Origin of the sequence: Pseudomonas sp. TH07 (assembly GCF_016651285.1) — a bacterium.
Lineage (GTDB): Bacteria > Pseudomonadota > Gammaproteobacteria > Pseudomonadales > Pseudomonadaceae > Aquipseudomonas.
Genome location: NZ_JAEKED010000001.1, coordinates 4,224,068 through 4,243,455, shown reverse-complemented (window position 1 = coordinate 4,243,455; position 19,388 = coordinate 4,224,068). Strand labels below are relative to the sequence as shown.

The window sequence follows — 19,388 nt, the reverse complement described above, 5'->3', positions numbered from 1 at the left end:
CGGCTTTGGTGATGCCAACCCGTCAAGGAGCTTGCTTTTGCAAATAATTCTTATTAGCACGGTGTCCGCATGCACTTCCCAACACTCAAGCCCAGCTACGCCACCTCCACTTTGGCCCTGGCCATCTGCCTGGCCTGCGCCCAGGCTGCGGCCGTCGAGCCGGCGACCGCCACCTCGGACGATCAGGTGCTCAGCACCCATGCCTTCGCCATTGCCCGCCAGCCGCTGGCCAATGCCCTCGACCAGTTGAGCGAGCAGAGCGGGCTGCAGATTGCCTATGCGTCAGGCATGGCCCAGGGCATCGAGTCGCCGGGGGTCAATGGCCGCATGAGCACCCAGCAGGCCCTGCAAGAACTGCTGGCCGGCAGCCGCCTGGGCTTTGAGCGCAATGGCCCGAATGCGGTGCTGCTGACCCCCCTGCCCGAAAGCAGCGGCAGCCTGGAACTGGGCGCCACCAATATCGTCAGCAACCAGCTGGGCACCGTCACCGAGGGCAGCGGCTCCTACACCCCCGGCACCATCGCCACCGCCACCCGGCTGGTGCTCACACCCCGGCAAACCCCGCAGTCGATCACCGTGATCACCCGCCAGCACATGGACGACTTCGGCCTCAACAACGTCGACGACGTGATGCGCCACACCCCGGGCATCACCGTCTCGGCCTTCGACAGCGACCGCACCAACTACTACGCCCGCGGTTTCTCGATCAACAATTTCCAGTACGACGGGATTCCTTCCACCGTGCGCAACGTGGCCTACTCGGCGGGCAACACCCTGAGCGACATGGCGATCTACGACCGGGTCGAGGTGCTCAAGGGCGCCACCGGCCTGCTCAGCGGCGCCGGCTCCCTGGGCGCCACCATCAACCTGGTGCGCAAGAAGCCCAGTGCCGACTTCCAGGGCCACGCCACCCTGGGCATGGGCTCCTGGGACAACTACCGCAGCGAGCTGGACCTGGGCGGCCCCCTGACCGAAACCGGCAATGTCCGCGGGCGTGCCGTGGCGGCCTATCAGGACAAGAACTCGTTCATGGACCACTACTCGCGCAACAGCTCGGTGTACTACGGCATCCTTGAATTCGACCTTTCGCCCGACACCCTGCTGACCGTCGGCGGCGACTACCAGGACACCAACCCCAAGGGCTCCAGCTGGTCCGGCAGCTTCCCGCTGATCAACTCCAGCGGCGGCCACAACGAAGTCTCGCGCTCGTTCAACAACGCCACCGACTGGAGCCGCTGGGAGCAATACACCCGCACCGCCTTCGCCACCCTGGAGCACGACCTGGGCGATGGCTGGATCACCAAGCTGCAACTGGACCACAAGATCAACGGCTACCACGCGGTGCTCGGCTCGATCCAGGGCGACCTGCCCAATGCCGACGGCACGGCCAAGATCACCCCGGGCAAATACATCGGCGAAACCATCAGCGACTCCGGCGACCTGTATGTCAGCGGCCCATTCACCCTGTTCGGGCGCGAACACGAACTGGTGCTCGGCGGCTCCATCGGCACCTCGCACTGGACCGGCAAGAGCTACTGGGACGTCACCTACCAAAACGGCAACGTGGTGGATTTCAACCACTGGAACGGCAAACTTGCGGAGCCGGACTGGGGCCCGCTGCAATACCGCATCGACGAAGTGGTGCGCCAGACCGGGGCCTACATGAGCACCCGGCTCAACCTCAGCGACGACCTGAAACTGCTGCTGGGCGGGCGCGTGGTCAATTACCACCTGACCGGCCTGACCCCGTCCTACCGCGAGTCGGGGCGCTTCGTGCCTTACGTCGGTGCGGTCTATGACCTCAACGACACCTATTCGCTGTATGCCAGCTACACCGACATCTTCATGCCCCAGGAAAGCTGGAACAAAGACCGCGACGACAAGATCCTCGAGCCCGACGAAGGGCAGAACTACGAACTGGGCCTCAAGGGCGAGTATTTCGAAGGCCGCCTCAACACCAGCCTGGCCTATTTCGAGATCCACGAAACCAACCGCGCGATGCCCGACGACGACTACAACAACCTGCGGCCCCAGCCGACCAACTACGCGTTCAAGGGCACCAAGGCCACGACCAAGGGCTATGAGCTGGAGCTTTCCGGCGAACTGACCCCGAACTGGCAGGTCCAGGCCGGCTACACCCACAAGGTCGTGCGCGACGAGAACGACGCCAAGATTTCCACCTTCGAACCAGAAGACCAGGTCAGCCTCTACACCAGCTACAAATTGCGCGGCCGCCTGGACGGCTTGACCGTGGGCGGTGGCGTGCGCTGGCAGAGCGTGGGCTGGCAGCCGATCTACAACGCGCCACTGGGCAAGTACGAAGATGTGTCCCAGGACGCCTACTGGCTGGTGGACCTGATGACCCGCTACCAGATCAGCAAAAACCTCTCGGCGACCCTCAACGTCAACAACATCTTCGACAAGTCGTACTACACCAACATCGGCTTCTATAACTCCGCCGCCTACGGCGAACCGCGCAATTTCATGCTCAGCACCCGCTGGGACTTCTGAAGACCCGGCTCGCCCTCAGCGACTCCACGCCTGCCGCTGCAAACGGTACAGCCGCACCGGCCGGGCGTGGAACTCCAGCGCCTCGAACTCGCTGAAACCGACCTTCTCGGCCACCCGCTGCGAGGCGCCGTGGGCCGGCTCGATAATCGCCACCAAGGACTCGACCTGCCCGGCGGCAAACACGTGATCGATCACGCCCCGCGCCGCCTCGGACGCCAGCCCCCGGTTCCAGTAGCGGGTGGCCAGGCGATAACCCAGCCCGGCCTCCTCGACCCCGGCCACGGTTTCCGGGGCCACTCCGCAAAATCCCACCAACTCGGTGCTTGCCTTGTCTTCCAGGGCCCAGGGGCCCATGCCATGGCTCGCATAACACCCCAGGCACCAATCGATAAACTGCGCCGTGGCCTGCTCATCGCACACGCCACGGATCGAATACTGCATCACCTGCGGGTCACCCAGAATCGCGGTCAATGCCGGCAGATCATGGTGCGACAGCGAGCGGACGATCAATCTCGGGGTTTCAAAAACAGGCACTGTGGGCTAATGCCAGTCAGTTAAGGGCAAGCACCGTCATTGTGGCGAGGGAGCTTGCTCCCGCTGGGCCGCGCAGCGGCCCCAAAAATGGGACTGCTACGCCCCGGAGCCCCGGCCGGCCCCACGGGAGCAAGCTCCCTCGCCACAGGTTATGTTTCGTTCGCTCTAGCGCTTAACTGATCGGCATTAGGAACTGTGGGCTCCTTGTGCACCAGATCGACGGGGGAAGGACTAGCAACTTCAGGCTGCATTGGCCGACCCCGGCGTTGCACAAACAGCCAGGCCCGTCGGTATCCGGCGCCCGGCCCGCTCAGTGCCAGTCGCGCAGGCAATGCATGCATTGCCGGGCGCGCCAGGTTCGCAACGGCCCGGCGCAAAATGCGCAGAAGGCGACTTTGACCCGGCAGGTGGGCTGCATGCGATGGTCGTAGTACTGGGTCAGGGTCGGCAAATCCACCCCTTCCCATTCGATGATCTTGGCCAGCACCGCGTCCCGGCCCTGGTCCAGAAAAGCGCCGATGGCGGAAAACGTCTGCACCGAAGGGCAGTAAGCGGTGATCTGCTGGCCGCAGCGATCGCAGGTACGCTGGCCGTAATCGCGGGTCATCCCGCCTTGTCCGACGCCTGGCAACACCGCCTCGCCCTCACTGTAAACCGTAGGAATAGACCCCGAGGTCGTTGCTGTCATACCAGTTGCCCTTGGCCCAGATCACCCGGTCCTCGGCCCCCTGGAAACCCAGGGTGCCCAGATAGCCGTCGATGGCCAAACGCTGCCAGGACTGACCCCAATCCTTGGAGTAGAAGGTCGCGCTGGCAGAAATGCTGGCGTCCGACCACCCGTAAAGCCAGCGCGGCGGCCGGTGTTCGCTCCAGGTGTTGACCACCAGGCTGTTGCGTCCGACCCAGAAGTTGCCGCCCCGCAGGTGACTGTCCGAGGCCAGGGGCGCAAACACACTGGGCAGCTCGCTCAGCACGCGCCAGGCAAAGGTGGTGGTGTCCAGCTCGGCCACCCGATCGCGGCTCCCGGTCCCCTGGTCGATCACGCCGACGATCCGGCCGGCGCCGTTGTCTTCCAGGGCGTCGACGTACAGGCCGTCTTCGCGCTGCAGCGACGTCACCTGCCAGTGCCCGCCGCTGCGTTGTAACTGGGCGCGGGTGGTGACAGTGGCCGCGATGTGGTCGCTGACGCCGTCCGGGTGGCTGCCCCAGAAACGTTGGGAAACCCAGAGCACCGCGCGCTGGGCATCGAGCTGCACGACATGGTTGCGGATCTCGCCATAGGGGTCGCCGCTGTGCCATTCCCGCACTTCGGGCCGCGTACCGTGGGCGTACTCGGCGGGCACCAGCAGCGACTCGGCGGCGACGATGGGCGTGCTGCTGGCCCCGCGATCGGCCGAGTAGAACAGCCCGGTGTCAATGGCACCGGGGCGGTCGGTGCCATCTTCGTTGTCCAGGCCGCTGGGGGTGCCCAGGGCCCAGATCTCATCCGGGCCATGGAAATACGGCCTGAGGTTCTCAGCCAGTGATTCGACCTGGGGAAACAGCCCCTGGCGCAGCCAGGTCCAGCTTTTGCCCTGATCGTCGCTGCGCAGGACCACGGTCTGGCTGATTGCATCGTCGCGGCCAGCGGTCTGCGGCCGTTTCAGGCCGGTCAGCAGAAACACACTGCTGCCGTCCGGGCTGGCCACCAGGCACGCCACCTCGCCGACCTGGGCAATTCGCTGAAACTGCCCGTTGGCGTCGAGCCGGGAGATAAAGGAAACCTCCTTTTCGCGGGGCTGCATCAAGCTCGCAAAAGCCCCCGAGCCCTCCTCTTCCTGGGGCTCGCCGGCCTTGCCGTAGACCAGCGCATCCAGGTCGAGCGCCTCGGGTGCAGCCGGCAACAGGTTGGAGCGCGCCTCAACCCGCCCCACCAGCCAGGTGCCCTGGGGCGTGACGACCACGCCGGTGCAGTACTGGGTCATGGCGCGCTGCTGGGGGGCCTGCACGCGGCCCAGGGTTTGCCGGTCGGGGCTGGCGCCGCCCAGCTCAAGCCTGGCGCTGACGAGCATCCACACGTACCACAGCGCCGCGGCGCCGATCAGCACGACAGACAGGGTGACCAACAGTTTTGATCGAGGCATGGGGCGTCCGTATCCAGGGGGATGCCGAGGGTGGGGTCTCGGTCGAGTCAGGGCCGGTCAATGTTCACGGCGCATCGGATGATAGGCCCCAAGCGCCACGGACGCGATCTGTCTTCAGCGAAATTGCGACCTGCTCGCCGATTCCCCGGGCGGATTCGTGGCGCAATCAGCCGGTAGGCTGGCGGGCCGCATGTCCGCCGCGCTGATTATTTGCAGGCATGGGCAGCGCCAGGCCAATCGAACAATTATCATCCCCGACTCAAGGGCGCTCAGCGCGAACGCGCGACTCGCCGGCCCCGGCTCAAGGCCGAGGCAACCCTTTCCAAAAACAACAAGGTGCATCCATGGACGATCTCCCCCTGCAAGACAGCGCCGCGCCTGAAGGCGTCTGCTACGGCTGCGGCAGCAGCAACCCCCACGGGCTGCACATCAAGAGCCACTGGCACGAGGACGGGGTGCACGTGCTGGCCGAACATACCCCCGAAGCCAAATATTGCGGCTGGCCCGACCTGGTGTATGGCGGGCTGATTGCGATGCTGGTGGACTGCCATTCGAACTGGACCGCCATGGCTTACCACTACCGTGCGCAAAACCGTGAGCCCGGCAGCCTGCCGCGCATCGACTGCGTCACCGGCAACCTGGGCATCAAGTTCATCAAGCCGACGCCGATGGGCGTCGCCCTGACCTTGCGCGCCCGGGTCGACGGCCCGGTCGGGCGCAAGAGCCGGGTGATCTGCGAGGTCTACGCCGGCGACGTGCTGACGGCCATCGGCGACTCGGTGTTCGTGCGGGTCGATACCGGCCAGTTGGCGGCAAACGCCCATGGCCGGGAGGAGTGAGGCGCGGTCAGTGCCGGCTCACCAGTCGCGCGGGCTGATCAGCTCTTCAATGTCGGCATCGAAACCGTAGGCCGTGGCAATCGCCGCGACGTCGGCGCCGATGCACTCACGGGCGACGGTTTCGATCTCGCTGCCTTGCTCGTCGAACGCTTCGGCGAGGCTGTTGAACTGCTCGGTGGTGGCGTGAGTGAGGGCGTACAAGGCGTCCAGGTCCTTCGGGGCCTGGGCTTCGATGCTGGCGCACAGGGCCGCCAGCAGTTGCTGGCCCTTGGCGACCAGATGCGGCGGGTAGTACGAGTCCCCGGCCATCTCGGCCAGGAACGGATAGTGCTGCAGTGCCGGGTTGCTGATGCTCATGGCGGGCGCCTCTCCCTGGAGTTGAAACAGTACGGTCAAAGGGTGCCGGCGCACGTTAAACGCCCGGCTCCGTCCTGCCAAGAAAATAAGCGCCGTAACGCCCTCACAACTGCCCGAACGTGGCGATCAGATGATCCATCACCACCCGCACCGCCGGTGTTTTACGGATATCGGCGTGCACCGACAGCCACAACGTGCGCGTCAGCGGCGCGGCATCGACCTGGAGCCGGACCAGTTGCTCGTCCGCATCGCCCAGCAGGCAGGGCAACAGCCCCAGGCCGAGCCCGGATTTCACCGCCTGGTATTGGGTCTGCACATCGTTGCTGCGCAGCACAAAGGGCCGCGCGCCCGCGACGTCCAGTAGCCAGCGCTGCTGGGCAATGTGCTCCAGGCTGCGCTCGAAACCGATAAACACCCAGTCCTCGGGCGCGGTGCCGGCATGGCCCGCATGCCCATAAAGGGCCAATGGCAACTGGCCCACCTTGCGCACGACACGGCCTTGCGCCTCGGGCCGCACCAGGCCCAGCGACAGGTCGGCCTCGCCCCGTTCAAGGGACGCCAGGGCCGGGGTCGCACTGAGCACCACCTGCAATTGCGGGTGGCTGCAACGCAAGCGCGCCAGACTGGGGGCGATCACCAGGGACGCCAGGAGTGGCAGCGCGCTGATCACCACCGTGCCGCAAATGCCCGGGCCCTGGCCGCGCACATGCCGCTGCACATCGTTGGCGATAACGGCCATCGGCGCCGCCGCCCGCACCAGGGCCAGCCCCTGTTCGGTGAGCCGGGTGCTGCGCGGCAAGCGGTCGATCAACTTGAGCCCGGTACCGGACTCAAGGCTCGCCACCCGCCGGCTGACGGTGGTGTGATCAACCCCCAGCGCCTGTGCTGCCGCGGACAGCGAGCCGTGTTCGGCCACCGCCAGAAAATACTGAAGATCCTGCCAGTTCAACATGGCTGCATTTGCGCACGCTTGGTCTGCGTTTTCACGGGATTCACCGGATCCAGAGGTTTGAGAAGATGCGGCTCTGATGACTTGAGGAGCACCACGATGCTGACTTTATTCTATGCCGCCGGCGCCAGTTCCATGGCCGCGCATATTCTGCTGCATGAAGCCGGCGTGCCGTTTCGCGCCGAGCGGGTCGACCTGGCCAGCAAGACCTGGGCCCAGGGCGACTACCACCTGATCAATCCGAAATCCTGCGTGCCCGCACTGACCCTGGACGACGGCGACCGGCTGACGGAGTGCCTGGCCATCCTGACCTGGATCGCCGACCAGGCCCCCGAGAAAAACCTGCTGGCAGCCGCCGGCGAGCGGCGACGTTATCACGAACTGGAATGGCTCAGCTTTATCGCCACCGACCTGCACAAAAACTTCATCACCCCCGAGCGCCACAACGGGGTCGCCGCCAACTTCCTGTCCAAGACCGCCGAGGGCCAGGCCCAGACGCGGGTCCATGTGGCGCCGCGCCTGGCCTATGTCGACCGGCATCTGCAGGGCCGGCAGTTCCTGATGGGCGATGCCTTCACCGCGCCGGACGCCTACCTGTTCGTGATGCTGACCTGGGCCCGGCGCATCGGCCTGGATCTGGCGCCCTGGGCCCACCTCCAGGCCTTCGCCGCCCGGGTGGCCGCCAGGAGCTCGGTGCAGCAGACCGTCGCCGTCGAGGGGCTGCCTCATTTTTTGCACGTGGCGGGTGACACGTGCGTCTGATCGTCTAGGGTAAATAGGCCGTCCCCCCTCCCCCGACCCAGAGCGCACCGCCATGACCCGAGACCTTCTGGTTCTGATTGAATTGGCGCCAACCAGCCTTGCCCGCCTCGAGGCGGCGGGCTTCACCCTGCACCTGGCGCTCACTGCCCGGGAGCGGGCCCAGGCCATCAGGACCCTGGGGCCGAAGGTCCAGGGCGTATTGACCAACGGCTCCACCGGGCTTGCCGCGGCGGAAATCGAGGCACTGCCGAACCTGGGCATCATCTGTGCCCAGGGCGCCGGTTATGAACAGATCGATCTGCCCGCCGCCCGCGCACGCGGGATCCAGGTCAGTCACGGCCCGGGGACCAACGATGAGTCGGTGGCCGACCATGCCATCGCGCTGCTGATGGCCCTGGTGCGCGGCATTGTCCAGGCCGACGCGGCGGTGCGCCACGGCCTGTGGAGCCAATCGCGCCAGCCGCGTCCGCTGCTGTCGCGCAAGAACCTGGGGATCCTCGGCCTGGGCAATATCGGCCAGCAGATTGCCCGGCGCGGCGCCGGCGGGTTCGCCATGGCAGTGGCCTATCACAGCCGGCATCCACGGCCGGATTCAACCTTGCAGTACTTCCCGACGCCGCAGGCGCTGGCGGCCTGGGCCGACTTCCTGATCGTCGCCACCCCCGGCGGTGCCGGGACCTTGCACCTGGTGGATGCGGCAGTGCTGCAGGCCCTGGGGCCGGAGGGTTACCTGGTCAACATCGCCCGGGGCAGCGTGGTCGACAGCAGCGCCCTGGCCCAGGCCCTGCGGCAGCGGCAGATTGCCGGCGCGGCCCTGGATGTGGTCGAAGGCGAACCCGAAGTACCGAGCTCGCTGCTGGGCCTGGATAACCTGATCCTGACCCCGCACATCGCCGGGCGCTCGCCCGAGGCGGTCAGCGCCACCCTGCACTTGGTGATCGACAACCTGGAGGCGTTTTTTGCCGGTCGGCCGTTGCTGACGCCGGTGCTGGAGCAGGTTCAGCCCGGGTAGAAATGCCGCACCGCCAGGGCCGGGATTTCCACGGCGACTTCCCACAGCTTCGCGTCCAGTTCGCCGCTGATCAGCTCGTGCTCGTCATCGCTGAGCAGCCCCGGAATGTCCCACAATTCCTTGAGTTGCGGATGGCCGTCGAGGTGATCGATCAGTTGCCGCTGGCGGCTCACCAGCTCCCGGATGCGCTCGGCGCCAATGGCCTGCAAGGCCGCCACGGCCAGGTCGTAGGTCTGGTCGCCCCAGTTGCAGAAAAACTGCAGAAAACCGCCGTTGTAGCCATCGGCCTCCAGGCGCCAGAGGGCGACGATCGCCTGATCCTTGGCACTCACCTGGTCCAGGTGCCACTCCTGGGCACGCAAACGCCCCAGGGCCTGGTTGCACAGGTGCTCCCAGATCCATTCGATGCCATCGATGGTCTCGCCATCGGCAGCCAGGTGCGGCCAAACCACCGAAGTGCCCTCGTCAATAATCTGAAAATCGGCGCGCTGTGCGGCGCTGGCTTCTCGTAAGCGGTCGAAGCGGGTCAGGTGCTGGCGCAATTCCAGGCCATCGGCCCAGCCCACGCAGAGCATGGTGTCGTCGAAGGTGATGCGGGTGATGGGGTTGTGGGGCATAAGGCAAATCCTGACGGGCATTGAAGGGGCTGTGGTGACGGGGTTGAGCGCGGGTACTATAGCGCGGCCCCAAGGGGCAGGCGCCTCTCGGATAGGCGCGCACCAGGCGGCCATGGCGGCGCGCCGAAGGAGAATCGCACACAGGCCGGCCCTGTGTCTGGAGACTGCAATGTATTGGAACCAACCGAACTTCGAAGGGCTGCTGACGCTGGCGGCGCACTTTGAGGCCCAGCCCGGACTGCAAGCGCTGGCGCAGTATTGCCGCATGCGCGAAAAAGGCCTGCGGCGTGAAGCGTTCAGCGCGCTGGAACAGTTCCTCGCGAGCGCATCGTCGTTCGACACCGCCACCCAGCGTGCTCTGGCCGTGGACATTTTCGAAGCCAACGCCCGGACCCACGAGGCGCATCATCTCCTGAACCAGCCGCTGATGAGCCGGTTCCTGCTGCCCACGCTCCAGGCCTGGGTCGACGAGCAACCCAACGCCCAGGTGCCGTTGCGCTGGCTCGGCTTGCAGCGCAATGAGCATGAACTGCTGCTCAGGGCCCTGGCCCTGAATCCGGCCGATACCCCGGTGCGCATGCGCCTGATCGACCATCACTTGTCCAGCGCCGACCATGCCACCCACCACCTCGATGAAAGCCATTTCATCGGCGAGGTCCAGTACGCTCTGGATGAGCTGGCCCGCGCCCAGGCCCTGATAACCGGCGCCACCGAGCCCGAGCGCTTGCAGCACCTGCACACCGAACTGCTGGCGTACCAGGACCTGATCGCCGACTGGATCGCCTACTCCAGGGCGCCGAGCGGCAGCTTCCCCCAGTGGTGCGCCGATCAGGGGCGCACCTACACCTACCCCGCCAAGTACTACTACCGCTGAGGCGCCCTACCCGGCACTCAGGCCGCGCAAGACGTGCAGCACGTGCTGGGTCGAGCGCTCGATGTCCTGGTCGCGGTGGGCGATTCCCAGTTGCCGCCAGAGCAAGGGCTGCAAGGGCCGCATGGCAATCCGGGTGTCCGGCAGCGGCGTGCTGGCCTCGTGGGGCAACAACGTGGCGCCGTAGCCGGCCGCCACCAGGCTCTTGATCGCATCGTTGTAGTTGAGCTGGATCCGCGGCGTGGGCTGGGCCGCGCTGCTGGCGAACCAATCCGCGGTCAGGCGCGCCAGGCGGGTGCTGTGGTCATTCAGAATCAACGGCTGGGTGCACAGCCATTCGGGGGTGACCACGGCCGGCAATTCCCAGCGCGCCGGCAAAAAGGCCATGACCGGGTCCCGGCGCCAGGGCTCGATCAGCAAGCCCTTGACCGCGGTCTGCGGCAGCGCCACCAGGCCGATTTCCAATGAGCCCGCGGCCAGTTCCTGCAAACTTTCCTGGGAGGTCAAGACCCGCACCTGCACGTCGATATCCGGGTGCCACTGGCTCAGGGTTTCCAGGGCCTGGGGCAGCAACTGGGCGATGGCCCCGGTGGAGGCCCCCAGGCGTACTCGGCCACTGAGGCCCTGGATCTGCCGCTCCACTTCCTGCAACGCCTGCTCGGCATCGGCCAGCAGCCGGCGCGCGCGCTCCACCAGGGTGGCGCCGATCACCGACGGCTGGACCTGCCCCCGGGTGCGCGACAGCAGCTTGCCCCCCAGCCGCGCTTCAAGGTCGGCGATATGCAGGCTGACAGTGGGCGGCGCCAGGTTCAGCACCCGCGCCGCTTCGGCAAAGGAACCCAGGTCGGCAATCGCCACCAGGGTGCGCAGCCGGTCGAGGCTGATCTCACGCATGACCTGCTCCTCATTCAGAAAAACTGAATCTGATCGTTATTAAATTCAACTTTTCCTATCTTACCCGCTGACTGACCATGGGCGCCTCTCCTCTCCACTGTCCGAGAACCCCATGAGCACTCCACTGGTATTTATCGACGGCGACCAAGGCACCACCGGTTTGCAGATCCAGCAACGCCTGCACTCGCGCAGCGATCTGCAGCTGGTGACCCTGGCGCCTGAGCACCGCAAGGACCCGCAGCACCGCGCCGAGGCGATCAACGCCTGCGACATCGCCCTGCTGTGCCTGCCCGACGCCGCCGCGCGCGACGCCGTGGCCTCGATTGCAAACCCGGCGGTGCGCGTGATCGATGCCAGCTCGGCCCACCGCACGCATCCGGACTGGACTTACGGGTTCGCCGAAATGCACCCGCAACAGACGCAGCGCATTGCCCGCTCGCGGCGGGTCAGCAACCCCGGCTGCTACCCCACTGGCGCCATTGCCCTGCTGCGTCCGCTGATCGAGGCCGGGCTGCTGCCCCGGGATTACCCGGTCACGATCAATGCGGTGTCGGGTTATTCCGGCCAGGGCCGGGCCGGCGTCGAGGCCTATGAAGGACCGAACGCGGCCCAGGCCACGCCGTTCCAGGTCTACGGCGTGCAACTGACCCACAAGCACGTGCCGGAGATCGAGCAACACAGCGGCCTCAGCCAGCGGCCACTGTTCGTGCCGGCCTACGGTGCGTTTCGCCAGGGCATTGTGCTGACCATCCCTCTGCAACTGCGGTTGCTGGCACCGGGGGTCGACGCCCGGCACTTGCAGGCCTGCCTGGATACCTACTACGCCGAGACACGCCACGTGCAGGTACTGCCCGCTGCCGAGGCGCAGGCCTTGACCCACCTCGATCCCCAGGCGCTGAACGGCACCGACGATGTGCGGCTGATGGTCTGCGGCGACGAACAGAGCGGCCAGGTGGTGCTGGCGGCGGTGTTCGACAACCTGGGCAAGGGCGCGGCTGGCGCGGCGGTGCAGAACCTGGATTTGATGCTGGGCGCCCTTTGATCGGCTCCGGCGTGCGCTTGTCGGCGCACGCCGGACGGGCAAAAAATACCCGCGTCATCGATCCGGCTGCTATTGTGCCGCGCTGTAAAAATCAGCCGCATGACTGTGAGGAAATGGACGTTGAGTAATGACGAAAAAATGACCGGGGATCTGTTCGAAGTCGATAAACGCCTGGCACTCAAGCCGGTGGTGGACTTCAACACCTATCTGCGTACAGCGTTCGGCAACGGCCCTTGCACCTGCAGCCGCTGCCTGGCCAGCGCCGGCGACGAAACCGGTTACGAGCACGCGCACAGCTTCAACTTCGACGGGCAGCAGGCCAACCGCCGCTTCGCCTCCACCGCCGGCAGCGACGTGTTGCAGGCCCTGAAGAAGGCCTGGTTGTCCTACACCAAGGCCGAGCTGGAAGTCAGCGGCGAACTGGCCCTGGACACGGTCAAGGAATTTGTCCAACCCGAGCTGCACAAGCGCCTCAAGCCCTTGTTCGTGGCCAGTGGCCTGGTCAAGGACGTGGATGGCAGCCTGCAGTTGCAGGCCCAGGCCGCCGCCTGATCCGCTTGGCATGGGCGGCGCCGTGACTCTGCGCCGCGAGGCGCAAAGCTGAGGCAAAAAAGGCCGATGCAGCGCCTGCTGCCAGGGCAGTCAGGGCTGCAACCCGCGCACGGCCTAGACCGGAGAAATGGTCGCCAGCATCCCGATCAGGATGGTTAAAGCCAGAAATCCACCGAGGAACATCGCCATCTTGAACATTGGGCATCCTAAATTATCAGTGCGGGTGACGGCGGCTGCGAGGCCGCGAAAGTTCGCGCTAGTGTGAGGCGATGGCTGTACTGATTACAGACGCAGATAGCCCACAAAAATACGGATCAGATTGAAAAATACGGATCAGGCCGCAGACAAAACGCCGTCGATCAACCAGGGAGTGATCAGCCACCGATGAAAATCTACCTCGACGATGAGCGCCAGACCCCCGAGGGCTGGGTGCGGACCTACTGGCCGGACGAAGTCATCGCGCTGCTCAAGGCCGGCGGCGTGACCGAGATCAGCCTCGACCATGACCTGGGGGATGATGAGCGGGGCACCGGCTACGACGTGATCCTGTGGATCGAGGAAGCTGTGGCCCTCGACGGTTTTTGCCCACCGCTGATTCACGTGCATTCCGCCAACGCCTCAGCCGTGGAAAAAATGCGGGCCGGCGTCGGCTCGATTCTGCGCCTGGCCAAACAGAACTGAAGGCCCGCGAGGTTTCCCCAATGCGCCACCGCTCATGAGCAGCATCCTGTATGGGTTCATCCATTGCTTCAGCCGCGCGGAAGACGCTCAAGCCCATAACCAGGCGGTGCTCGACCGTTTGCCGGTATCCGGCGCACGGCTGACCAGGCCGCTCTTCGCCCTGACGCCGAACGCACGAGGCCAGTGCTACTACGGCCATCTGCTGCATTTCGCCGCCTATTACAAGGACGCCTGGAGTTTCGAGGATGACTGGCTGGTTGAGTTCGAAAGCCTGCTGCAACAGCTGTTCTGGGACAGCGCCGAAGTGATCCACACCTACAGCGGCGAACGCCGCAGCTGGCAGTCGCCAGGCACCCAGGCGCACTCCGGCGCCTGCGCGCTAACCGTCCAGCACCGGCAACGGTTCGCCTCCTATCACCCGCCGCACGCGAGCTAAATAGCAGGCGGGCGCCTGCGAGCCTAGATGGGCCCCAGGCGCTGACGCAGAAAGGCCAAGGCGCCCTGGAACAAGGGATGCCACTGCGCAGACGGCTCATTGGCCAGGGGATGCCAAAAGAATCTGAATTCATGGCCACCGTCGTCTGCGGCAAAGTGCGTCCAGGTGTCAGGCAGGTCAGGTGCAACCCGACACTGATGGAACGCCCAGCGCTGGCCGGTCTGGGGGGCAACCCAAAGTCCCAGGTCAGCGATCACTTCGCCCTTTATCCCCGCCTCCTCGGCCAGCTCCCGGACCGCCGCGACCGCACTGGCTTCGCCCGGTTCGAGGCTGCCCTTGACCAGCTGCAAGCCCGCCAGGGGGTGGGCAAAGGCCAGGACCTGCAACGCCGCGGCATGCCGCAGCACCACGGGGCAGGCTTTATCTATTCGTGACATGCACACCTCAAGCCCGCGCCCCATCCCGATCCAGACCGCGCTGCACGAACCACGACAGCGGCAGCGTCAGCAGCAAGGTCGCCGCCAGCAGCATCACCGCATCCGGCACACCGGTCAGGTCGCCCAGCCGGCCAAACAGCACCGGTGCCAGCGCCCCGCCGCCGATGGTGCCGGTGTAGAAAATCGCGAACGCCTGCTCGCGCTTGCCGGCGCCCGCCAGGTCCGGCACCGCGCCGTACAGCACCGACGAGGTGCCATTGAGCGCCAGCCCGAGCAACGGCAGCATCAGCATCAGGCCAAACAGCGGCAGGTACACCGCGAGCACGATCAACAGCGCGGTGCTGAACTCGGTGAGCCACACGGTTTTCATCATGCCGATGCGCGCCCCCAGGTAACCGCACAGCAACTTGCCGAAGGCACCGCCGACAAACAGCAGGGTCAGCGCCAGCCCGATGCCCGCGGTGCCGGCGCCCTTGGCTTGCAGCAAAAATGGCAGGAAGGTCAGGAAACCCATGCGCACCGCGCTGTCCAGGGTGCCGGTGAGAATCAGCGCCCGCAGCCCGCTGGCCGAGCCCTGGCCGACGACCGCCTTCGGCACCTTGGCCGCCATGGAGGACGTGGCCGCCCGGGACGGAATCAGCCACCACAACAGGCCGGCGGCAGCCAGGCCCAGCAGGCCCATCAGCGTGACGCTCGCGCGCCAGCTGAGCACCGTCAGCAACAGGCCGACCAGGCCCGGGATCAGGGTCTTGCCGATGTCGCCGGCGAAGTTGTATTGCGACAACGCTTCCTTGACCCCACCGCCCGCTTCATGGGTATCGGTGATCAGCGACGACGCCAGGGGGTGCTGGGTACTCGCCCCCAGCCCGCCCAGCAGCAAGGCCAGGAACAACACGCTCAAGCCCCCGGCCTGCCCCGCCAGCAGATAGGCCAGACCGGCCAGGGCCGTGCCGCCCACCAGCATCCGCTCACGGCCCCAACGTCGCGCCGCGCGACTGGCCAGCAACTGAAAGCCGGCCATCATCCCCGAGTAGGCACCGCGCAACAGCCCGACCTGGGCGAAGCTCAGGCCGAATTGCGCCTGCCAGATCGGCAGCAGGACATAGATCAGATCAGTGAGACCATCGTGCACCGCGTGGGCACCGCAGCCGGCGAACAATGAGCGGCGACGCACCGCTGCATCCGTGGAGGGCGGCTCGCCGTCAGCGACCTGGGCTTGGGAATTATTCATGGCGGGGAAGCGCTGTATTGAAAGGGCTGCGGCATTAAATCAGTAAATATCGACCCTCGCCTAGATCGGCCGATGGTCTCTTGCTGAGCCTGCACGCGGAGAAATAAAGCGCGCGGGTGGTTGATCTCTGCTGCCGTGTCTGCCAAGTTTCGGCCATGAATTTTCAACGCCCAGCTGTATACCGCCTGATTATTACCACCGCTGACCAGTCGGTGGGATAGCGCTTTAATCAGCACCAGACCGCCTCCCCAGGCGGGTTTTTCATTCCTGCCTGGCCCGGCGTCCACCCCAGGAGAGCAAGCATGAGCAGCACCCAGCACCTGTTGCAGCAAACCATCGAAGCCGCCGACCGGGCGATCAACGCCGAAGACTTCGACGCCCTGATGGACTTCTACGCCGACGACGCCACCCTGGTGGTCAAGCCCGGCCTCAACGTCACCGGCAAAGAATCTATCCGCCGGGCCTTTGTCGCCATCGCCGAGCACTTCAACCACAGCATCCACGTGACCCAGGGCCAGATGCAGGTGATCGAAGGCGGCGACGTGGCGCTGGTGATCATGGAAACCCTGCTGCACACCACCGACCCGGCAGGGGCCAGCAGCGAAATCACCCGGCGCGCGACCTATGTGTTCCGCCACATCGCGGGCCGGTGGCTGTGCGTGGTCGACAACTCCTACGGCACCGACCTGCTGGGCGGAGAAAGCAGCCCAAGCGACGCTCTCTGACTGAGGGTTGTCGATACAGCTGCGCGGGCTGTCCACGTAGCTGTATCGGTAACTCAGTCAGTCGCAGCGTGCGGCCGACCTGATGCTCCCCTTAAACGATTGCAGCCACCGCCCCGGCGGGCTGTCCGCCTCGCGAGCATCTCGCTCCTGAATCGCCCATGTAAAGCGAGCTTTACATCCGCACAAAACTGCATAATCATGTAAAGGACGTTTTACATACAGGAGTACACGGATGAAACGCTACTACTACGAAATGGCCGCCTCCCTGGGCCTCTATGCGCTGGCATTGGTCAGTTCGCTGATCCTGCTGCGGCGCCCCGAGGACTTCAGCATGGCGCTGCGCATCATCATCACCCTGACCCCGGTGGTGCCGGCCGGGCTGATGTGCTGGGCGATCGTGCGCCAGTTGCGGCGCCTGGACGAAATGCACCTGCGGATCCAGTTCGAAGCCCTGGGCTTCGCCTTTGCCGCCTCCGCACTGCTGACCTTCAGCTACGGGTTTCTGGAAAATGTAGGTTTCCCGCACATCTCCTGGCTGTGGGTGTGGCCGGTAATGGGCGTGATGTGGATGGTAGGCCTGCGCCTCGCCAGCCATCGCTATCAATGAAAAACCAACTCAAGGAACTGCGCGCCGAGCGCAAGTGGTCACAGGCCGACCTGGCCGAACTGCTGGATGTCTCGCGGCAAACCATCAACTCCATCGAAAACGGCCGCTACGATCCGAGCCTGCCATTGGCGTTCCAGATTGCGCGGGTATTTCAGTTGCCGATCGAAACTATTTTCGATGATGGCTTTCAGAGTCAGGATTGATTTTGCCTGCGGGCCTAAACTGCCCACCGCTACAGGATCAACGCGCTCAACCTTCGTTGAGCGCACCTCGCCCCTGCAAGGACGCCACACCCCATGAAAACCCTCGCCAACCTGGCTTTCGATTACATCTGGCACCTGATGTTTACCGACGACGACTACCTCGACCCGGACTTCGCTATCCGCCTGCAGGAGTCCATGCCCGACTACTTCGCGATCATGTCCGACGCGGAAAAAGCCGCGCTGGCGCAAGTCGCCGAAGAAACCCAGGCACGCCTGCTCGCGCCCCCCGACGAACACGGCTATTCCCCACGCAGCCTGGTGACTGCCGATCAAAAGCAGTTTTTGCAGGACCTGATCTCCGGCGAGTTTTTTACCCAATTCGATTGAACGCCATCAACAGTTGCGCCGTCCGGAATAGGCACCGCGATCCATCGCAGGATTTAGTGAGCGGTTGCAAGGGACTGCGCAGCGTCACGGGCTCGGCAGCGGCTACGGGTCTTCTGTAGCCGCTGCCGTAGGCTTGATCCTCAGCGTTGCCCCGGATCCGCCTGCACCAGGTGCCGCCAAGGGAAAACATCCCGGGCAAAATGGCTGACATAGCCACCATGGGTCGCCTGTACCACCTGGAATTGCAGGTTCGGCCGCAAGGCGTTGAGGGCCTGCAACTGCTCCAGGCTCAAGCAACTGTTGCGCAGCACCAGGACTCGCAGCACGTCGCAGACCGGGCTGGCAAACAATGCCTGATAGGACGAAAAGCGGGTCACCAGGCCATCCTCGCGCACGTCGGCCCAGGTGCTTTGCAGTTCGGTGGATTCGGTGAAGTCGAGCAACCGCAGATTGGGCAGATTGCTCGAGGCTGCCAGGTTGTCGATGAATTGCTGGGTGTCGAAATTACCGCCGATCCGCAGCGTCGCCAACTGCGGCAACGGCACCTGGAAAAAATCGCGGTTGGGCGAGTTGGGCAGCACCAGTTGGGTCAGGTTCGGCGCCTTGGCGCAAAAGCGCGCGACTTCGCCGCCCTCCTCCATGATGCTGCCGGCGCGCTGGATCAGTGACGCGTTATGGTGCTGCGGCTCGGTCGGGCTGATGACCAGGGAGCGCAACGCGGGAAAGCGCACATCGCTGTTGAGCAAGGATGTGAATTCCCATTCACGGGTGCCATTGGCGCCCGAGTCGGGGCCGGTGAAGGTCAGGGACACCAGGGTATCCGCCACCTCTTGTCGGCTCAGGCACTCCAGCGTCCAGAACAGGGGCTCGTCATACACCTCGCCATAAAACTCGACGTGCAGCCCTCCGTGCAGCGGGGCCAGGGCCAGGTATTGCAGGGTGCCGACGTAAAGCGGTGTGTCGTGGCGGGCAAAATCGGCCTCCAGTTCTTCGGCGGCAGCCACCGTGAATTGATGGATTCGCTGCTGCAATTGCAGAAGTTGCTGATAACCGCGAGTCGCAAGCTGAGCTGACATTTTCAGGGCTCCTGTGTGATCGGTGACGGCCTTCGCCTCAGTACGCTTCGCCTTCGTCGCCCTCGACCCGGGCACCGAGGGCACGGGCAATGTCCTTCGCCTTGATGATCAGTTCATCGTCATGCACAAACGAAATGCGCCCGCGGCGATAGTCGAACAGGTACTCATCACCGCTCACCGGAGACCGCCAGGACGCCGCATCGGTCTCACCCAGAACGATGGTTTCACCGGTGCGCGGGTTGATTCCGACCAGTTGCTCCTGCAGCTCCAGCGAGGGGTCGGCGGCACATAGCGCGTGCCACTCTTGCAGACTGATCTCGCCCGCGTCGGCGGTTCTGAGGATATGAATTTCGTAGGCCATCGAGGGGTCGTCCTTGGGTCGGCGCGGGTGGGCGGAGAATAACTGGCGGCGACATTAGCAGAAAGCAGCCGCTCTGCGAGCCTCTGGCCCGCCCCCGCGAAGTCGACCAATGGTCAGCCAAACAGCGAAATAGCGAACGATTGCTAATTGCGTTATCGGGCAGCGAACGCATAAGATGAGA

General features: G+C 64.9%; 24 protein-coding genes. 13 read left to right on the top strand and 11 right to left on the bottom strand.

Annotated elements, in window-relative coordinates:
- Positions 1-69: 69 nt before the first annotated feature.
- A complete protein-coding gene (locus JFU57_RS19815; RefSeq protein ID WP_201130509.1) occupies positions 70-2,511 on the top strand; it encodes a TonB-dependent siderophore receptor in 2,442 nt (813 codons plus the stop codon).
- Positions 2,512-2,526: 15 nt separating this feature from the next.
- On the opposite strand, the gene JFU57_RS19810 is transcribed toward JFU57_RS19815, so the two are convergent.
- From JFU57_RS19810 to JFU57_RS19800, 3 genes are all read right to left on the bottom strand, one after another.
- Positions 2,527-3,045 (bottom strand): GNAT family N-acetyltransferase, encoded by a 519-nt coding sequence (locus JFU57_RS19810; RefSeq protein ID WP_342032569.1) that lies wholly within the window; start codon positions 3,043-3,045, stop codon positions 2,527-2,529.
- Positions 3,046-3,355: 310 nt separating this feature from the next.
- Positions 3,356-3,652, bottom strand: coding sequence for a hypothetical protein (locus JFU57_RS19805; RefSeq protein ID WP_078472589.1), 297 nt, complete (start codon positions 3,650-3,652; stop codon positions 3,356-3,358).
- Between the two features lie 37 nt (positions 3,653-3,689).
- Positions 3,690-5,168 (bottom strand): hypothetical protein, encoded by a 1,479-nt coding sequence (locus tag JFU57_RS19800; protein ID WP_201130508.1) that lies wholly within the window; start codon positions 5,166-5,168, stop codon positions 3,690-3,692.
- A gap of 344 nt (positions 5,169-5,512) precedes the next feature.
- Between JFU57_RS19800 and JFU57_RS19795 the strand changes: the two genes are divergently transcribed.
- On the top strand, positions 5,513-6,007 hold the full coding sequence (locus JFU57_RS19795; protein WP_201130507.1) for a PaaI family thioesterase: 495 nt from the start codon (positions 5,513-5,515) through the stop codon (positions 6,005-6,007).
- A gap of 18 nt (positions 6,008-6,025) precedes the next feature.
- Here the strand turns inward: JFU57_RS19795 and JFU57_RS19790 are convergent, their stop codons facing one another.
- Both JFU57_RS19790 and JFU57_RS19785 read right to left on the bottom strand, forming a co-directional pair.
- Positions 6,026-6,364 (bottom strand): DUF5713 family protein, encoded by a 339-nt coding sequence (locus tag JFU57_RS19790; protein ID WP_078472592.1) that lies wholly within the window; start codon positions 6,362-6,364, stop codon positions 6,026-6,028.
- A 103-nt stretch (positions 6,365-6,467) separates the two neighbouring features.
- Positions 6,468-7,316: a LysR family transcriptional regulator gene (locus JFU57_RS19785; protein WP_201130506.1), complete on the bottom strand. Its 849-nt coding sequence runs from the start codon at positions 7,314-7,316 to the stop codon at positions 6,468-6,470.
- A gap of 96 nt (positions 7,317-7,412) precedes the next feature.
- Here JFU57_RS19785 and JFU57_RS19780 point away from each other — a divergent pair, with 96 nt between their 5' ends.
- Together JFU57_RS19780 and JFU57_RS19775 are read left to right on the top strand one after the other, a co-directional pair.
- The gene (locus JFU57_RS19780; RefSeq protein ID WP_201130505.1) at positions 7,413-8,075 is read left to right on the top strand and encodes a glutathione binding-like protein; all 663 of its coding nucleotides are present in this window, start codon (positions 7,413-7,415) and stop codon (positions 8,073-8,075) included.
- A 52-nt stretch (positions 8,076-8,127) separates the two neighbouring features.
- Complete coding sequence (locus tag JFU57_RS19775; RefSeq protein WP_201130504.1) at positions 8,128-9,087, top strand: 2-hydroxyacid dehydrogenase; 960 nt, start codon at positions 8,128-8,130, stop codon at positions 9,085-9,087.
- Here JFU57_RS19775 and JFU57_RS19770 read toward each other — a convergent pair.
- On the bottom strand, positions 9,075-9,704 hold the full coding sequence (locus JFU57_RS19770; protein ID WP_201130503.1) for a DMP19 family protein: 630 nt from the start codon (positions 9,702-9,704) through the stop codon (positions 9,075-9,077). The genes JFU57_RS19775 and JFU57_RS19770 overlap by 13 nt on opposite strands.
- A 169-nt stretch (positions 9,705-9,873) precedes the next feature.
- Here JFU57_RS19770 and JFU57_RS19765 point away from each other — a divergent pair, with 169 nt between their 5' ends.
- A complete protein-coding gene (locus tag JFU57_RS19765) occupies positions 9,874-10,578 on the top strand; it encodes a hypothetical protein (protein WP_201130502.1) in 705 nt (234 codons plus the stop codon).
- A 6-nt stretch (positions 10,579-10,584) separates the two neighbouring features.
- Here JFU57_RS19765 and JFU57_RS19760 read toward each other — a convergent pair whose 3' ends face one another.
- Positions 10,585-11,469 (bottom strand): LysR family transcriptional regulator, encoded by an 885-nt coding sequence (locus JFU57_RS19760; RefSeq protein WP_201130501.1) that lies wholly within the window; start codon positions 11,467-11,469, stop codon positions 10,585-10,587.
- 112 nt (positions 11,470-11,581) lie between these two features.
- Here JFU57_RS19760 and argC point away from each other — a divergent pair, with 112 nt between their 5' ends.
- From argC to JFU57_RS19740, 4 genes are all read left to right on the top strand, one after another.
- The gene (argC, locus tag JFU57_RS19755; RefSeq protein WP_201130500.1) at positions 11,582-12,511 is read left to right on the top strand and encodes an N-acetyl-gamma-glutamyl-phosphate reductase; all 930 of its coding nucleotides are present in this window, start codon (positions 11,582-11,584) and stop codon (positions 12,509-12,511) included.
- A gap of 120 nt (positions 12,512-12,631) precedes the next feature.
- Positions 12,632-13,063, top strand: coding sequence for a hypothetical protein (locus tag JFU57_RS19750; protein WP_078472600.1), 432 nt, complete (start codon positions 12,632-12,634; stop codon positions 13,061-13,063).
- Between the two features lie 384 nt (positions 13,064-13,447).
- Positions 13,448-13,744 carry a cyclic-phosphate processing receiver domain-containing protein gene (locus JFU57_RS19745; RefSeq protein WP_078472601.1) on the top strand — a complete coding sequence of 99 codons (297 nt, stop codon included), beginning with the start codon at positions 13,448-13,450 and terminating at the stop codon, positions 13,742-13,744.
- Between the two features lie 34 nt (positions 13,745-13,778).
- Positions 13,779-14,180, top strand: coding sequence for a hypothetical protein (locus tag JFU57_RS19740; protein ID WP_201130499.1), 402 nt, complete (start codon positions 13,779-13,781; stop codon positions 14,178-14,180).
- Positions 14,181-14,203: 23 nt separating this feature from the next.
- On the opposite strand, the gene JFU57_RS19735 is transcribed toward JFU57_RS19740, so the two are convergent.
- Positions 14,204-14,617, bottom strand: a complete 414-nt coding sequence (locus JFU57_RS19735) for an NUDIX hydrolase (RefSeq protein WP_201130498.1) — start codon at positions 14,615-14,617, stop codon at positions 14,204-14,206.
- A 7-nt stretch (positions 14,618-14,624) separates the two neighbouring features.
- Positions 14,625-15,848, bottom strand: coding sequence for an MFS transporter (locus tag JFU57_RS19730; protein WP_201130497.1), 1,224 nt, complete (start codon positions 15,846-15,848; stop codon positions 14,625-14,627).
- Positions 15,849-16,150: 302 nt separating this feature from the next.
- Here JFU57_RS19730 and JFU57_RS19725 point away from each other — a divergent pair, with 302 nt between their 5' ends.
- From JFU57_RS19725 to JFU57_RS19710, 4 genes are all read left to right on the top strand, one after another.
- Positions 16,151-16,573, top strand: a complete 423-nt coding sequence (locus JFU57_RS19725) for a YybH family protein (RefSeq protein ID WP_201130496.1) — start codon at positions 16,151-16,153, stop codon at positions 16,571-16,573.
- A 232-nt stretch (positions 16,574-16,805) separates the two neighbouring features.
- A complete protein-coding gene (locus tag JFU57_RS19720; RefSeq protein WP_078472606.1) occupies positions 16,806-17,180 on the top strand; it encodes a hypothetical protein in 375 nt (124 codons plus the stop codon).
- Positions 17,177-17,383 carry a helix-turn-helix transcriptional regulator gene (locus JFU57_RS19715; protein ID WP_078472607.1) on the top strand — a complete coding sequence of 69 codons (207 nt, stop codon included), beginning with the start codon at positions 17,177-17,179 and terminating at the stop codon, positions 17,381-17,383. Before JFU57_RS19720 ends, JFU57_RS19715 begins: the two co-directional genes overlap by 4 nt.
- Before the next feature lie 93 nt (positions 17,384-17,476).
- On the top strand, positions 17,477-17,770 hold the full coding sequence (locus JFU57_RS19710) for a hypothetical protein (protein ID WP_020298197.1): 294 nt from the start codon (positions 17,477-17,479) through the stop codon (positions 17,768-17,770).
- 140 nt (positions 17,771-17,910) lie between these two features.
- Here the strand turns inward: JFU57_RS19710 and JFU57_RS19705 are convergent, their stop codons facing one another.
- The gene (locus tag JFU57_RS19705; RefSeq protein ID WP_078472608.1) at positions 17,911-18,846 is read right to left on the bottom strand and encodes a hypothetical protein; all 936 of its coding nucleotides are present in this window, start codon (positions 18,844-18,846) and stop codon (positions 17,911-17,913) included.
- Between the two features lie 37 nt (positions 18,847-18,883).
- Positions 18,884-19,207: a hypothetical protein gene (locus tag JFU57_RS19700; RefSeq protein WP_078472609.1), complete on the bottom strand. Its 324-nt coding sequence runs from the start codon at positions 19,205-19,207 to the stop codon at positions 18,884-18,886.
- Positions 19,208-19,388 lie beyond the last annotated feature (181 nt).